This is a genomic window from Halomonas sp. YLGW01 (assembly GCF_014840935.1).
In the GTDB taxonomy this organism is placed as follows: domain Bacteria; phylum Pseudomonadota; class Gammaproteobacteria; order Pseudomonadales; family Halomonadaceae; genus Onishia.
The window spans coordinates 1868711-1883504 of the sequence record NZ_CP062005.1 but is presented as its reverse complement, the minus strand read 5'-3'; the positions used below and the strand labels follow the sequence as shown (position 1 = coordinate 1883504).

Genomic DNA, 14794 nt, shown 5'->3' with positions numbered 1-14794 from the left:
TGATCGCCATGGTCGTTTTTTATTGCCCAATCAGCTGGAGGCTTCATCCAGAATGTCAGAGACCGCTGTTCTGGAAATCGTCGAACTCAATGACGGTGAAATCGTGCTGCGCCATGCCGAAGGCGAAGGCGAACCGCTGCTGCGTATCAACTTCTCCGAGGAAGCCGGTGACCTGCTGCGTCAGAGTCGCTTCGAGGTGGCTCGCGAGATGATCGACCATGCCATTACCCGCAGCAAGCTGTGGCAGGAAGAAAGCGACGAGCCGGAAATCCCCGCCACCGTGCACTGAGGGCCTCCGATGGCTACATCGCCTGGCGACGCGCCCCGCGTCGCCGTCTTCGTCGACGTGCAAAACGTCTACTACACCACCCGTCAGGCCTATGGCCGTCACTTCGATTACCATGCCTTCTGGGCGCGTCTCGCGTCGTTCGGAGTCGTCGTGATCGCCAACGCCTATGCGGTGGATCGCGGTGATGCGCGACAGCGCCAGTTCCAGGCCATCCTGCGAAGCATCGGCTTCGACGTGAAACTCAAGCCCTTCATCCAGCGACGGGATGGCTCCGCCAAGGGCGACTGGGACGTCGGTATCGCCCTCGATGCCATCGAAGCGGCCGCCGAGGTCGATCGCGTCGTACTGGTGTCCGGTGATGGCGATTTCGATCTGCTGGTGAATCGCATGCGGCAGCGCCATGGTGTCCAGGTAGACGTTTACGGTGTGCCGGCCCTGACCGCCGATTCGCTGATTCAGGCCGCCACGACCTTCGTCCCCATCGACGAGGCTCTATTGTTGGGCAAGGCCGGCATCCGCTGAGCCGATCCCACGGAGCTTCTTCTAGTCCTTCTCTCCGCGCCTTTTCTCAGGCCGTCCCTGTCTTCCTTGCATGGGCTTACCCGAGTCCCTGCCTGAGCGGTTGCTCAGGGAAGCGGCCAGCCTACACGGCAACCGTCCCCTCAAGCGGATGTCGAGCGATTCCGGGCGCCTGATCTGGGGCGTCGGCGATGCCGGGGGACGGTGCCGACGATTCACCGCTATACGGCTTGGCATCCTAGTCCGAGTGATTGGTACGCCAGTGCTTCTGCATCTCGAGGAAGGTCAGTGACGCCGACCAGGTGATCAGCATGAAGCCGGTGAGGGCTTCCGTGCCCATGATGAAGCGGATGGGACCGCTCGGCACCATGTCGCCATAGCCCAGGGTGGTGAAGTTGATCGCCGACAGATAGACGAGGTCCAGGAATCCCGGTGCCGTGATGCCGATCACGTCGCCACTGCCGGGCAGGTCGAGCAGCAGCTCCATGGTCACTGCGAAGGCCCAGATTTCGGCGATATGGCTGCCCAGCAGCCCGAAGATCAAGGTCAGGAAGCGCTGACGTTGCGAGTGGGTGGAGTGCTCCATTCGCCGGCTCAGGGCCATGGACACCTCGTAGTGCAGCAGTACGCAGAGGACGACGGTCACGAGGGTCGCGATCACTACCAGCAGGTGGCCAACAGACAGCATGGTGTTCAGCAATGCAGCGCACTCCTTCGGATGACGATTGGTGCCGACTGTCAGGGTACCTTGCCATGAGGGCGAGGGGGAGCGGGCGAGTAATGGACTATTCCCGAGGAGCGGAGCTGACCGGCCTGGGCGAGCAACACAGGCCCACTCAGGCGAAAAGGCTAGTCAGGCCTGGTAGGAAGTTGGGGCTTGGTGGCGGGGCCGATCTTCATGCGTGAGTTGCCGGATTCTGGATGAAGACTAACCTTAGTCATTAGTTCGGGTGAATTGCCAAGCAAAAAGGATGAAAGCGCATGGGGCAGCCACGGCCTCAGGCTCTGTATGTCCCGCCTGCTGCTTCTGTATCGCGGGCAGGGCCGCGAAATACGGTTGTGCTGGCAGGCCTGCTCTCGGCGGGCGTAACAGCGAGGATGCAATGTGGGTGGGGCTTGCGCGCCGAGGCAGCTCGATCCTCTGAGGTGTACGCTCTCACGCCAAGGTAACGAGTCAAGGAGTCGACCAATGCCACGTCCCGTACGCCAGCACCTGCTGAAAAAGCTCCACACCGAAATGAGTGAGACATCCGGCCCTCGTCATACACCGTCTGAGGCCATGGCCCTGCTCGACGATGCGGAGCTGGCGCGGGCGACGGATATACATCTGGACCCCTTGCCGGCCAGCTATCGGCTGCGCCTGCGGATCGACGGCATGATGGTGGATGCCGCCGAGTTCGATGTCGACGGCGGCAGACAGCTGGTCAACCAGCTCAAGGTGATGGCCGGTCTCGATCCGCTGCCCTCCCTGTTGTCGGCGGAGGGCAGCTTCTCCGCTTCGCTGCGCGGAAAGGAGTTCACTCTGCGAGTGACGGCCGTGAACTGCTTCGCCGGAGAGAAGCTGGCGATTCGCTTTCTGGCACCTCCCCTGATCTTCGAGGACATCGAAGGCCTGGGCATCAGTGGCGAGGGGGTCGGCTGGATCAAGAAGTGGATGGATGCCACCGGAGGCATGTTGCTGGTCACGGGGCCTACCGGGTCGGGGAAGACCACCACCCTGTATACCCTGCTGCACCGCCTGTCGCTTGGCGATAGCCAGGTCATGACCCTCGAGGACCCCGTCGAGTACTCGATACCCGGGATCAACCAGATTCAGGTCGATGACGCCAAGGGGCTGGGTTTCTATTCCGGCACCCTGGCGTCCCTGCGTCTGGATCCGGACTATGTGCTGATTGGCGAGATTCGCGACAGCGCGTCCGCCCAGGCGGCCTTTGGCGTGTCGGTCAGTGGCCGATCCGTGATGGGGACGCTGCACAGCCGCGATGCGGTGGGAGCGGTTTCCACCCTGCGACAGCGCGGTCTCGAGGACGAGGAAATCGCGTCCAACCTGGGCGTGGTCGTCGCGCAGCGTCTGGTGCGTCGGCTGTGTGAGCGTTGTCGTCGACAGGAACCTATCAGTGAGCATGATGCCAGCTGGTTGGATGCGAGTGGTCTCGAGGTGCCAGAGCGGGTCTGGGTCGCGTCCGGCTGTGACGAATGCGACGGCCTGGGCTTCCGGGGGCGGACGGGGATCTTCGAAGTCTGGCAGCCGACACAGGGCGATCATGGCCAGATTCTCCGCCACATCGATGAACACAAACTGAGACACGAACTGCACGCGCGGGGAGAGCGCCTGATGTTTCGCGATGGGCTGGACAAGGCGGAGAGAGGGGTGACGACGCTGGGTGAGCTGTTCCGTGTCGGCGCCTTGCTGCCTGTCTGAGGCATGATCGATGGGGCGTTGCCATGTGACGGGGAATCGCGTACAACCCCATTTTTCTCAGCCACATTTTGCGCGATTAGTGCGCCATGCGATTATGACCCGTCTTGCCAGTGTATTGATCTTCATCGTCTTGTGGGGCACTCCTCTGTGGGGTGCCCACGCCTCCGTTAGCAGCCACTCAGTCCCCAGTCACGGTATCTGGTTGCTCGTCGATAATGCGAGCGAGAGCCTGACCGTCTACCAGGGGCAGGACGTCGTCGAGCGCTACTCGCCGGTCTCGGTGGGGCGCGGGGGCGTGAAGCGCCTGCGGCGGGAAGGTGACCGCTCGACGCCGACGGGGACCTTCCATATCAACCGGGTCAAGCTTGACAGCGATTTCCATATTTTCCTGGGGCTCGACTTTCCCACGGCGGCTCACGCCCGTGAGGCCTGGGACGCCGGCATGATGACCGCGCGGGAGTATGGTGACTTCATGAGCGATCTTCGCAGAACGGGCCAGCCGCCGCAGGATACCGTGCTGGGTGGATACATCGGTATTCATGGGCTAGGTGAAGCCGATCCCGACATCCATCGGCGTTTCAACTGGACGCAGGGCTGTGTGGCGGTGACCAATTCGCAAATTGATCGCCTCGCCGACATGGTGGCGATTGGCACGCCGGTAGTGATCCGCTAGTCTTCACTACGGAAGTTGCTGTTATTCCGTATAGACAATGAGTTGTGTCTATAATGTAATGGTCATTGACCTACCGGTTCTGGGTTGCCAGAGTCGTCGTGTCGAGGCAGTGTCCTGCGTCGATAACAAAGTCGAGCAGGGGCCTGATTGACATCGGGTATGCCCGGCTAACCAAGGAAGACCCTCAAGGAGAACTCCATGTCTAAGTCCATCAAGAATACTCTGAAGCTGACCGCTGCAGCCGCCTCTCTGGCCGTTCTGGCGGGTTGTGCTTCTACCGGTGCTCTGGAAGAAGTTCGTATGACTGCCGAGGAAGCCAAGGCTGACGCCGCTCAGGCGAACAGCACTGCCAACCGTGCACTGAACACTGCCAACCAGGCTCAGCGCGACGCCCAGGCCGCCATGCAGATGGCCCAGGAAAACCGTCAGGCCATGGACCGCATGTTCGAGCGCTCCATGCGCAAGTAAGCATGCCGTCGCAGGCCAGGCGGCAAATGCACCTGGTCCGCAACGCGAAAGCCCTGCCATATGGCAGGGCTTTTTTGTGGTTATGTACTGGTGATGCCCTTGTCGCAACGCTCGGGTATCAGGAGGTGGTCTGCCTGGCGCTCGCATCGAGCGTGCAGACATCGCCCCGCTTCAAGCGGGGCGATATTCGTGTGCAGGCGAAGCAGGGGGGCTGGCCGGCCCTTCAGGGGCCGGCCATGGTTCAGCTGCGCTCGACGAGCGCCTTGGCCGCCCGCACGTTGACGGTCTCCGACGTATCGGCTGCGATCAGCTCCAGACGCTCGTAGAGTGTCTTGGCGGGGCGTGTCGGCTCGGGGGGAGCGGTATACTCGAGCGCCACCGGCAGGCCGCCGGGTACCTCGACCACGTCGCGCAGGCGAGCATAGTCGACGGGGTAATCCAGCCCGGTCACCTCCTCGTCGACCTGCTGTAGGGCATTGGTGATGCGCTCGACGGTGGTGCCATCCTCTTCGTCCAGATACGGGTAGGCCTGGACGTAGAGGGTGCCGTCGGACCAGCCCAGCTTGAAGGGTTTGTTGATCAGGCGGACCTGGGTGCCGACGCCGACCTTTTCGAACAGGGCCTCGACGTCTTCCGGCAGCATGCGGATGCAGCCATGGGTGACCCGCATGCCGATCCCGTCCGGACGGTTGGTGCCATGGATCAGGTAGCCGGGAATGTTGAGGCGCATCTTGCGTGAGCCCAGTGGGTTGTCTGGGCCTGCCGGTACGACCCTTGGCAGCTCGCCGCGGCCGTCCTCGGCATGTTCCTTGATGATCGACTGGGGCGGGTACCAGGCCGGGTTCTTGACCATCTGGGTGATCGAGGTGGTGCCCAGCGGCGTCTTCCAGTCCATGCGCCCGACGCTGACCGGGTAGGTCTCGACGCGGGGTGTCTCGCCATCCTTGGGTTCCGGGAAGAAGTAGATGCGCATCTCGGCCACGTTCACCACCACGCCTTCCCGCGCGCCGGGAGGCAGGATGAAGCGCGAGGGAATCACGATCTCGGTGCCTTCCCCGGGGTACCAGACATTCACATCCGGGTTGGCGCGTCGCATCTCTTCATAGCCGATGCCATGGCGTCGACCGATGTCGAGCAGAGTATCGGAGGCCTCGGCGATCATGGTCGAGGTCTCGCCGACGATATCGCCGTCCTCGGGCAGCGGGTAGTGGCCTTGCGGCCAGGCCTGGTCGCCAGCGTCCTTGCTCACCTCGGCGCCTTGGGGCGTCTGGGCGTCATCTGCCCCCAGTGCCGTGATAGGCGTCAAGGACAGGGGTAGGGCCAGCAGCAGGCCGGCAAGCGTCAGACGCCAGGGGCCCGTGACATCACGGGCGTGGGTTCTTGCTTTCATTGCATTGCTCATCTTGGTCTCGGCCCGGCAGGAGTGCCTAGGCCGCCTCGGTCTTGCGGTTGAGTCGGTCGAGCAGGCCTTCCACTGTCTGGAAGCGAGCCTCCTCGTTGGCCATGTCGGCCTCGAAGCGCAGGGTGTCGGCGCCGTCGAGGCGATAATGTACGGGGTCCTTCTGGATCAGGCTGACCAGGGTCATGGGATCGACCGCGGTGCCCGAGCCGAAAACGACCCGGCCGCGCTGCTCGCCGGCTTCCAGGCGGGTGATGCCGAGCTGTTCGGCCCGCTGACGCAGACGCGTCTGGCGCAGCAGGGTCTTGAGCGGGGCCGGCAGCAGGCCGAAGCGGTCGATCAGCTCGACCTGCAGTTCCTTGAGCTCGGTGGCATTTTCCGCGCTAGCGATGCGTTTGTACATCACCAGGCGTTGCTGCACGTCGTGCAGGTAGTCGTCGGGGATCAGCGCCGGCAGGTTGAGCTTGATTTCCACCCCTTCGTCCAGCGGGGCCTCGATATTGGGCGTCTTGCCGGCACGAATGGCCTTCACGGCGCGGTCCAGCATCTGCATGTAGAGACTATAGCCGATGGTCTCCATCTGGCCGCTCTGTTCGTCCCCCAGCAGCTCGCCGGCGCCGCGAATCTCCATGTCGTGGCTGGCCAGGGTGAAGCCGGCGCCCAGGTCCTCGGCTTCGCCGATGGCCTCCAGGCGCTTGATCGCATCCTTGGTCATGCTGCGCGGCGGCGGCGTCAGCAGGTAGGCATAGGCCTGGTGGTGACTGCGTCCGACCCGACCGCGCAGCTGGTGAAGCTGAGCGAGTCCGAACTTGTCGGCACGCTCGATGACGATGGTGTTGGCACTCGGCACATCGATGCCGGTCTCGATGATGGTGGAGCAGACCAGCACGTTGAAGCGCTTGTGATAGAAGTCCGACATGACGCGCTCGAGACTGCGCTCTGGGAGCTGGCCGTGGGCCACGCCGACCCGCGCCTCGGGCACCAGTTCGCGTACCTGCTCGGCGGTGGTCTCGATGGTCTTGACCTCGTTGTGCAGCACATAGACCTGGCCGCCGCGGAGGATCTCTCGCAGGATCGCCTCTTTGATCACCGGCTCGTTGCGCTGCTGGACGAAGGTCTTGACCGACAGGCGCTTGGCCGGCGGCGTGGCGATGATCGACAGGTCGCGAATGCCGCTCATGGCCATGTTGAGGGTGCGGGGAATCGGCGTGGCGGTGAGGGTCAGGATGTCGACCTCGGCCCGCAGGTTCTTCAGCCGTTCCTTCTGGGCGACCCCGAAACGATGCTCCTCATCGATGATCAAGAGGCCCATGTTGGGCAGCTTCATGCTCTTTGACAGCAGTTTATGGGTGCCGATCACGATGTCGGCGCGCCCGTCCTGGATGCGCTCGAGAGCCTTGTCCTGGCTCTTGCCGCCGGTGAAGCGGGAAATCAGTTCGATCTGCACCGCCGTGTCGGCGAAGCGGTCGCGGAAGTTCTCGAAATGCTGCTGGGCGAGCAGGGTGGTGGGCACCAGCACCACCACCTGCCGGCCGGCGTTGACCGCCAGGAAGGCGGCACGCATGGCGACCTCGGTCTTGCCGAAGCCGACATCGCCACAGACTACGCGGTCCATCGGCCGCGGCGCGGTCATGTCGCCGATCACCGCCTCGATGGCGGCCCGCTGGTCGGGTGTCTCCTCGAACGGGAAGCTTCCGGCGAAGCGGGCATACTCCGATTCCGGGAGATCGCAGGCGAAGCCTTCCCGCGCCTCGCGACGGGCGTAGACGTCGAGCAGTTCGGCGGCGGTGTCCCGCACCTTCTCTGCGGCCTTCTTCTTGGCCTTGTCCCACTGATCGGAGCCCAGCTTGTGCAGCGGGGCCAGTTCGTCGCTGGCGCCGGCATAGCGGGAGATCAGGTGCAGGCTGTCGACCGGGACATAGAGGCGAGCGCCATTGGCATATTCCAGGGCCACGAATTCCGCCGCCTGACCGCCGGCCTCAAGGGTCTCGAGGCCCAGGTAGCGGCCGACGCCATGGGCGTGGTGGACCACTGGGGCGCCGGGGCGCAGTTCGGAGAGATGGCGAATGGCCAGTTCGCTGTCGTCGGTGGCCTTTTCGCGGCGCCGGCTCTGGCGCACCACCTCGCCGTAGAGCTCGGTCTCGGTGATGATCGCGAGCGCCGGCTCGTCGATGGCGAGGCCGGCGTCCAGGCTGCCCTCGGTGATGGCGAGGCGGTGGTCGGTGGCGAGGAAGTCACTCCAGCCGTTGACATGGGGGATGGACAGGCCCAGTGGCGCCAGGGTTTCTTCCAGGGCCTCGCGGCGCCCCCGGGATTCGGCGACGAACAGGGCGCGCGTCTTCGCTTCGGCCTCCAGGTAGCTCGACAGCGCAGAAAGCGATTGCTGAGCGCGGGCATTGATGGCCACCGAAGGGGCGGCGTGCGTGTTGCTGGCCCGTGCATGGGGGTGATCTTCGTCCGTGACCAGCTCGACCCGCGGGGACCGCTTGATCGCCGCGAACACTTCGGCCACCGGCACGAAGGCGCGGTGAGGCGGCAGTAGCGGGCGCGTGGGGTCGACCCCCAGGTTCTCGAAGCGGCTCTGGATCGATGCCCAGTGGTGCTCGGCGGCCTCGAAGACGCCGGGCATCAGGGAGACCCGGGTGCCGTCGACCAGATGATCGAAGAGGGTGGCGGTGTCCTCGAAGAACAGCGGCAGATGCTGTTCGAGGCCGGGGGAGGGGATCCCCTTGAGGGCATCGTTGTAGAGCGGGCATTGACGCGGGTCGACATCGAACAGGGTCTCGAAGCCCTCGCGGAAGCAGGCGATGGCCGAGCGAGTCAGGGGGTACTCGTGAGCCGGCAGCAGCTCGACGGCCTCGACCTTATCCTCGCTGCGCTGGGTGTCCGGGTCGAAGTGGCGTAGGGTATCGAGCTCGTTATCGAACAGGTCCAGGCGCAGCGGTGCCTCGCTGCCCATCGGGAACAGGTCAATCAGGGCGCCGCGCAGGGCGTACTCGCCGGGTTCATAGACGGTTTCCACGGCTCGATAGCCGGCTCGGGACAGGGTGTCGCGAAATGCCTCGCGATCGATCGTCATGCCGACCCTGAGGGTCAGCACCTGGCCGGCGATATACTCGGTGGGCGGCAGGCGCTGCATCAGGGTGTTGATGGGGACGATCACGATGCCTTCGCTGGCCTGGTGCAGGCTTCTCAGGGTGCGCAGGCGTGACGAGACGATATCCTGATGAGGAGAGAAGCTGTCATAGGGCAGCGTCTCCCAGTCGGGGAAGGGCAGTACCGGCACCTTGGCGAAGAACCGCAGGTCATCTTCCAGGCGCTGGGCACTGGCGGTATCGGCGGTGATGATCATCAAGGGCGCATCATCGGCCAGGCGCGCCAGGGCCAGCGGTGCGGCGCTGCCCTGAGGCGCCTGCCAGTAGAGCGTGTCGCGCACCCCCTGGGGGCGAGGAGGGTCGAGTGGTGAAAAATGCGGCATGGTGTCGTCTTGATCGCAACCGGGAAGAAGAGGGGGAAGCGGCTCGCTTGGCCGCTCTCAGGCCAACCACTCTAGCGGGCCGGAAGCGACTTCGGAAGAGGAATCGGCTACCTGCCGATTTCGTGTTTGTAGTCAAGTCGCCATTTCTGTAATTGCCTTACAGCGCCTGCGACTATCCAGTAATTGCGGCCTTTCTCACCAATTCGGATAATTCGTTCGTCTAGTGTTGTTCCGACACCCTGTTTTTGCGCCGGTCCGGTGTCACCCGGTGGTGATGTCAGTCCGACGCTCCGCTCCTAATAGAGAGGCCTTCACGTGAGTCAGCAGATGCTCGATACCGTCTTCGAGGAATGGCAAAGCAATGAAGCACTGGCAGAGGAGATGATTCCGCTGCTGGGCAAGCTGTACCGCCAGTACAATATCGTTACCTCGCTTTACGGTCGCTCGCTGATTAATCAGTCGGTGATCCGCATCCTCAAGGACCATCGCTTCGTCAAGAAGGTCGAGGGCACCGAGCTTTCCGTCCGGGATACCTTTCCCTTGGTCAAGGCGATGAGCGAGCTCAATCTCGGGCCGGCGCATGTGGATGTCGGCAAGCTGGCGGTGGCCTTCAAGCGCAGCCAGTTCAATGATGTCTCGGCCTTCCTCGAGCAGGAGCTGGCCGAGATCGTCGGCGGGCACTGCGAGGTGAAGGGCAACGGCGAGCCCAAGGACGTGGTGCTCTATGGCTTTGGCCGCATCGGCCGCATCCTGGCGCGCATCCTGGTCGAGAAGGCCGGCGGCGGTAACCTACTGCGTCTGAGAGCCATCGTGGTGCGAGGGCGGGGCGATCTGGCCAAGGATCTGGAGAAGCGTGCCAGCCTGCTGCGACGTGATTCCGTGCACGGTCCCTTCTCGGGCACCATCAGCGTCGATCACGACAACAGCGCCCTGATCGTCAACGGCAACTACATCAAGGTGATCTACGCCAACGCCCCGAGCGAGATCGACTACACCGCCTATGGCATCGATAAGGCCATCGTGGTCGACAATACCGGCATGTGGCGTGACGAAGAGGGCCTGGGGCAGCATCTGGCCTGCAAGGGGGTGGCCAAGGCGCTCCTGACCGCCCCGGGCAAGGGAGAGGTCAAGAACGTCGTCTATGGCATCAATCACACCGACATCGCCCGCGAGGATCGCATCGTCTCGGCGGCGTCCTGCACCACCAACGCCATCGTCCCGGTCCTCAAGGCGCTCAACGACAAGTTCGGCATCGAGCACGGCCATGTGGAGACGGTGCACTCCTACACCAACGACCAGAACCTGATCGACAACTACCACAAGGGCGACCGTCGGGGTCGCAGCGCACCGCTGAACATGGTGCTGACCGAGACCGGGGCCGCCAAGGCCGTCGCCAAGGCGCTACCGGAACTGTCGGGCAAGCTGACGGGCAATGCCATCCGGGTGCCGACACCGAATGTGTCGATGGCGATCCTTAACTTGAACCTGCATCAGGGCACCGACGCCGAGTCGCTCAACGACCACCTGCGGCGCATGGCCATTCATTCCCCGATGCAGAAACAGATCGACTTCGTGGACTCGTCCGAGGTCGTGTCGTCGGACTTCGTCGGCAACCGGCATGCCGGCATCGTCGATGCCAAGGCCACCATTGCCGAGGACAAGAACGCGGTGCTCTATGTCTGGTACGACAACGAGTTCGGCTACAGCTGCCAGGTGGTTCGCATCCTGCAGCACATGTCCAACGTGAGCTTCCTCGCCTTCCCCATGGATCGCGACTGATACCACCGCGACTGACGGTATCGCGATTGACGGCATCGCGACTGTTGCCCGCTCGTTTCACCGCTCCTGCGCCCAGGCTCCCGCCTGGGCGCTTTGCGTTTTCCAGTCGCTCCTGAGCTTGGAGCGTTGGCGGCCTTGCGCTACTCCCTGTCTCCGCCCATGGGCGTCGCATCCCGCGTCGTCGTCAGGCCGCATGCTACCTTAGGGCGTGTGGTCTTTCGTTTCCCATGTCATTATAATGACCGAGATTTTAGGGGCGGTCCGTTCAAGGCGGACCGAACTGACAACCTTCTGATAAGAAAAGAATTCGAACACCGTGACCGCGACCCTTGGTGCCATCCGGCGCTAATCGGGGATGTGCGTCTTTCGAACCTCTTTCCTGACAAATCAGAGCCGATAACTGGGCGAGTCTATGATCGAAGTCAAACGAGGCCTGGATCTCCCCATCACGGGGGCGCCCGAGCAGCGCATCGAGGATGCGCGCCCGGTTCGTCACGTGGCCATCCTGGGCACCGACTATGTCGGCATGAAGCCGACCATGGAGGTCCGGGAGGGGGACAGCGTCAAACTAGGCCAGCTGCTCTTCACCGACAAGAAGATCGACGGCGTGCGGTTCACCGCGCCGGCGGCAGGTGAAGTGGTGGCGATCAACCGCGGGGAGAAGCGCAAGCTGCTGTCGGTGGTGATCAAGGTTGATGAAAACGCGGAAGAAGCCGTCGAGTTCACGGCCCATGAGGCCGGCAAGCTGGTCAGCCTCGACCGTCAGGTGGTCGTCGACCAGCTGGTCGAGTCGGGCCTGTGGACGGCCCTACGCACACGGCCGTTCTCGCGGACGCCGGCACTCGACGCCGTGCCGGAAAGCATCTTCGTCACCGCCGTCGATACCCATCCGCTCAGTCCGGATCCTGCCGTCATCATTAACGAGGCGCCCGAGGCCTTCGAAAATGGCCTCAAGGTGCTCTCGCGGCTGACCGAGGGCAAGGTGTTCCTGTGCCAGGCACCGGATGCCAAGCTGCCCGGCAGCCAGGTGGACAAGGTGCAGGTCGAGAGCTTCGGTGGCCCGCACCCGGCCGGTCTGGTGGGGACGCATATCCATCACCTGTCGCCGGTGGCCCTGCACAAGCAGGTCTGGCATATCGGCTACCAGGATGTGATCGCGGTCGGCAAGCTGTTTGCCGAAGGCAAGCTGGATGTCAGCCGCGTGGTCGCCATCGGCGGGCCGCGAGCCGAGAAGCCGCGGATGCTGCGCACTCGCATCGGCGCCAGTACCGATGAGCTGCTGGCCGGTGAGGTCAATAAGCCTGACGATACCCGGGTGATCTCCGGTTCGGTGTTCTCCGGCGCCATCGCCGAAGGCGCACTGTGCTATGTGGGGCGTTTCCACAACCAGCTCAGCCTGCTGGAAGAGGGTAACAAGCGTGCCTTCATGGGCTGGTTGTCCACGGGCACCAACCGCCACTCGGTGATGGGCATCTATCTGTCGAAGATCCTCGGGCTCAACAAGTATGCCCCGGATACCTCCACCAATGGCTCCGAGCGTGCCATGGTACCGGTCGGCAACTACGAGACCGTCATGCCGCTGGATATCCTGCCCACTCAGCTGCTGCGCTCGCTGATCGTTGGCGATATTGAAACTGCCATGCAGTTGGGTTGTCTGGAACTGGATGAAGAGGACCTGGCGCTGTGCACCTATGTGTGCCCCGGCAAGTATGAGTACGGTCCCATCCTGCGTGACAACCTCACCACTATCGAGAAAGAGGCCTGATGATGGGTATCCGACAGACACTCGATAATCTCGAGCCGCACTTTCACAAGGGTGGCAAGTACGAGCAGTTCTACCCGCTGTACGAAGCCATCGACACGATTTTCTACGCGCCGGTCAGCGTCACCAAGACCACGGCTCACGTGCGTGATGGGGTCGACCTGAAGCGCATCATGATCACCGTCTGGATGTGCACCTTCCCGGCGATGTTCTTCGGTATGTGGAATGCCGGCTGGCAGGCCAATGCCGCGATCGCCGAGGGCTACGCCTCCATGGGGGGCTGGCGCGAGGCTATCCTGATGCTGCTCGCTGGCGGTCATGATGTCGGCAGCGTCTGGTCCAACTTCGTGCTGGGGGCGACCTACTTCCTGCCGATCTATCTGGTGACCTTCGTGGTCGGCGGCTTCTGGGAAGTGCTGTTTGCCATCAAGCGCGGCCATGAGGTCAACGAGGGCTTCTTCGTCTCCTCGGTGCTGTTCGCGCTGATCCTGCCGGCGACCATTCCGCTGTGGCAGGTGGCCCTGGGCATCACCTTCGGTATCGTGATCGGCAAGGAAATCTTCGGCGGTACCGGCAAGAACTTCTTGAACCCGGCACTGACCGGGCGGGCCTTCCTGTACTTCGCCTATCCGGCACAGATCTCGGGCGACAGCGTCTGGGTCGCCGCCGATGGCTACACCGGTGCCACAGCGCTGTCCACGGCCTACCAGAGCGGCATGTCCGCGCTGTCGAGCCAGTTCAGCTGGCTGGACGCCTTCCTGGGCTACATTCCCGGCTCCATTGGTGAAACCTCGACGCTTGCGATCTTCATCGGCGCCGCGGTTCTGCTGTGGACCCGAATTGCCTCCTGGCGGATCATGCTGGGCGTTTTCCTGGGTATGGTGGCGACCAGCTCGCTGTTCAACTTCATCGGGTCCGACACCAATGCCATGTTCGCCATGCCCTGGTACTGGCACCTGGTGATTGGCGGCTTCGCCTTCGGCATGGTGTTCATGGCGACCGACCCGGTCTCCGCTGCCATGACCAACCAGGGCCGTTTCGCCTTTGGCGCCCTGATCGGCGTGATGACCGTGCTGATCCGTGTCGTCAACCCGGCTTTCCCCGAGGGCATCATGCTGGCGATCCTGTTCGCCAACCTGTTCGCTCCGCTGATCGACCATTTCTTTGTGCAGGCCAACATCAAGCGCCGTCAGCAGCGCACCGGTGCCATGGCTGAGGAGAGTGCCTGATGGCGAGTAACAACTCCATCAAGAAGACGCTGACCGTTGCCTTCGCGTTGTGCATCGTCTGCTCGGTGATCGTGTCCACTGCCGCCGTGGCCCTGCGCCCGCAGCAGCAGTTCAACCAGGAGGCCGACCGCAAGTCGAACATCCTCCAGGTGGCGGGCCTGTATCAGGCCGGCGAGCCGATCACCGAGCAGTTCGAGCAGGTGACCCCGCGTGCCGTGGATCTGCGCACCGGCGAGTACACCGATGCGGTAGACCCGGAGACCTATGACCAGTTTGCCGCTTCCCGTGATCCGGCCCAGTCTCGCACCCTGTCGGGTGAGAAGGACATCGCCGGCCTGTCACGTCAGGAAAACTACTCGGTGGTCTATCTGGTCGGGGATCCGCAGAATCCCGAGCAGATCATTCTGCCGGTGCGGGGTCAGGGCCTGTGGGGCCTGATGCGCGGTTATCTTGCGCTACAGGGCGACGCCAACACCATCGAAGGCATCACCTTCTATTCCCACTCCGAAACTCCGGGGCTGGGCGGCGAAGTGGATAACCCGAAGTGGAAGGCCCAGTGGGAAGGCAAGCAGGTCTACCCCGATGGTGAAGTCGGTGAGGGCGGCCCGGAAATCGCATTGGTCAAGGGTGGCGCGAGCCAGGCCACCGAGGTCGATGCCCTGTCCGGTGCGACGCTTACCAGCAAGGGCGTGACCAATCTGGTGCAGTTCTGGCTGAGCGATGCCGGCTTCGGCAACTACCTCGCCAAGATCCGCGACACATCGGAAGGAGCCTAA

At 63.2% G+C, this 14794-nt stretch carries 12 protein-coding genes; 9 read left to right on the top strand and 3 right to left on the bottom strand.

What is annotated here, in order from left to right; all coding sequences use genetic code 11:
• Positions 1-52: 52 nt before the first annotated feature.
• Complete coding sequence (locus IEJ03_RS08730) at positions 53-289, top strand: hypothetical protein (protein WP_192034495.1); 237 nt, start codon at positions 53-55, stop codon at positions 287-289.
• Positions 290-298: 9 nt separating this feature from the next.
• Positions 299-811: an NYN domain-containing protein gene (locus IEJ03_RS08725; RefSeq protein WP_192034494.1), complete on the top strand. Its 513-nt coding sequence runs from the start codon at positions 299-301 to the stop codon at positions 809-811.
• 235 nt (positions 812-1046) lie between these two features.
• Here the strand turns inward: IEJ03_RS08725 and IEJ03_RS08720 are convergent, their stop codons facing one another.
• Positions 1047-1508, bottom strand: coding sequence for an ion channel (locus IEJ03_RS08720; protein WP_202884358.1), 462 nt, complete (start codon positions 1506-1508; stop codon positions 1047-1049).
• A 489-nt stretch (positions 1509-1997) separates the two neighbouring features.
• Between IEJ03_RS08720 and IEJ03_RS08715 the strand changes: the two genes are divergently transcribed.
• The 3 genes from IEJ03_RS08715 (at position 1998) to IEJ03_RS08705 (ending at position 4371) form a co-directional block, all read left to right on the top strand.
• Entirely contained in the window at positions 1998-3230 is a 1233-nt protein-coding gene (locus tag IEJ03_RS08715; RefSeq protein WP_192034493.1) for an ATPase, T2SS/T4P/T4SS family, read from the top strand.
• Between the two features lie 202 nt (positions 3231-3432).
• On the top strand, positions 3433-3903 hold the full coding sequence (locus tag IEJ03_RS08710) for a L,D-transpeptidase (protein ID WP_242457912.1): 471 nt from the start codon (positions 3433-3435) through the stop codon (positions 3901-3903).
• A 198-nt stretch (positions 3904-4101) separates the two neighbouring features.
• The gene (locus IEJ03_RS08705) at positions 4102-4371 is read left to right on the top strand and encodes an Lpp/OprI family alanine-zipper lipoprotein (protein ID WP_192034491.1); all 270 of its coding nucleotides are present in this window, start codon (positions 4102-4104) and stop codon (positions 4369-4371) included.
• Between the two features lie 241 nt (positions 4372-4612).
• Here IEJ03_RS08705 and IEJ03_RS08700 read toward each other — a convergent pair whose 3' ends face one another.
• Both IEJ03_RS08700 and mfd read right to left on the bottom strand, forming a co-directional pair.
• Positions 4613-5761 carry a L,D-transpeptidase family protein gene (locus IEJ03_RS08700; RefSeq protein ID WP_192034490.1) on the bottom strand — a complete coding sequence of 383 codons (1149 nt, stop codon included), beginning with the start codon at positions 5759-5761 and terminating at the stop codon, positions 4613-4615.
• 37 nt (positions 5762-5798) lie between these two features.
• Positions 5799-9248, bottom strand: coding sequence for a transcription-repair coupling factor (mfd, locus tag IEJ03_RS08695; protein ID WP_192034489.1), 3450 nt, complete (start codon positions 9246-9248; stop codon positions 5799-5801).
• A gap of 315 nt (positions 9249-9563) precedes the next feature.
• Between mfd and IEJ03_RS08690 the strand changes: the two genes are divergently transcribed.
• From IEJ03_RS08690 to IEJ03_RS08675, 4 genes are all read left to right on the top strand, one after another.
• On the top strand, positions 9564-11027 hold the full coding sequence (locus IEJ03_RS08690) for a glyceraldehyde-3-phosphate dehydrogenase (protein ID WP_192034488.1): 1464 nt from the start codon (positions 9564-9566) through the stop codon (positions 11025-11027).
• A 412-nt stretch (positions 11028-11439) separates the two neighbouring features.
• Positions 11440-12792: a Na(+)-translocating NADH-quinone reductase subunit A gene (locus tag IEJ03_RS08685; protein WP_192034487.1), complete on the top strand. Its 1353-nt coding sequence runs from the start codon at positions 11440-11442 to the stop codon at positions 12790-12792.
• Positions 12792-14018, top strand: coding sequence for an NADH:ubiquinone reductase (Na(+)-transporting) subunit B (locus IEJ03_RS08680; RefSeq protein WP_192034486.1), 1227 nt, complete (start codon positions 12792-12794; stop codon positions 14016-14018). The genes IEJ03_RS08685 and IEJ03_RS08680 overlap by 1 nt, the downstream gene beginning before the upstream one ends.
• Complete coding sequence (locus IEJ03_RS08675) at positions 14015-14794, top strand: Na(+)-translocating NADH-quinone reductase subunit C (protein ID WP_192037255.1); 780 nt, start codon at positions 14015-14017, stop codon at positions 14792-14794. The genes IEJ03_RS08680 and IEJ03_RS08675 overlap by 4 nt, the downstream gene beginning before the upstream one ends.

Coding starts and splice junctions, on each gene's coding strand:
- IEJ03_RS08705 (WP_192034491.1), top strand. CDS start 4,102: ATGTCTAAGTCCATCAAGAATACTCTGAAGCTGACCGCTGCAGCCGCC.
- mfd (WP_192034489.1), bottom strand. CDS start 9,248: ATGCCGCATTTTTCACCACTCGACCCTCCTCGCCCCCAGGGGGTGCGC.
- IEJ03_RS08685 (WP_192034487.1), top strand. CDS start 11,440: ATGATCGAAGTCAAACGAGGCCTGGATCTCCCCATCACGGGGGCGCCC.
- IEJ03_RS08680 (WP_192034486.1), top strand. CDS start 12,792: ATGATGGGTATCCGACAGACACTCGATAATCTCGAGCCGCACTTTCAC.
- IEJ03_RS08725 (WP_192034494.1), top strand. CDS start 299: ATGGCTACATCGCCTGGCGACGCGCCCCGCGTCGCCGTCTTCGTCGAC.
- IEJ03_RS08730 (WP_192034495.1), top strand. CDS start 53: ATGTCAGAGACCGCTGTTCTGGAAATCGTCGAACTCAATGACGGTGAA.
- IEJ03_RS08700 (WP_192034490.1), bottom strand. CDS start 5,761: ATGAAAGCAAGAACCCACGCCCGTGATGTCACGGGCCCCTGGCGTCTG.
- IEJ03_RS08715 (WP_192034493.1), top strand. CDS start 1,998: ATGCCACGTCCCGTACGCCAGCACCTGCTGAAAAAGCTCCACACCGAA.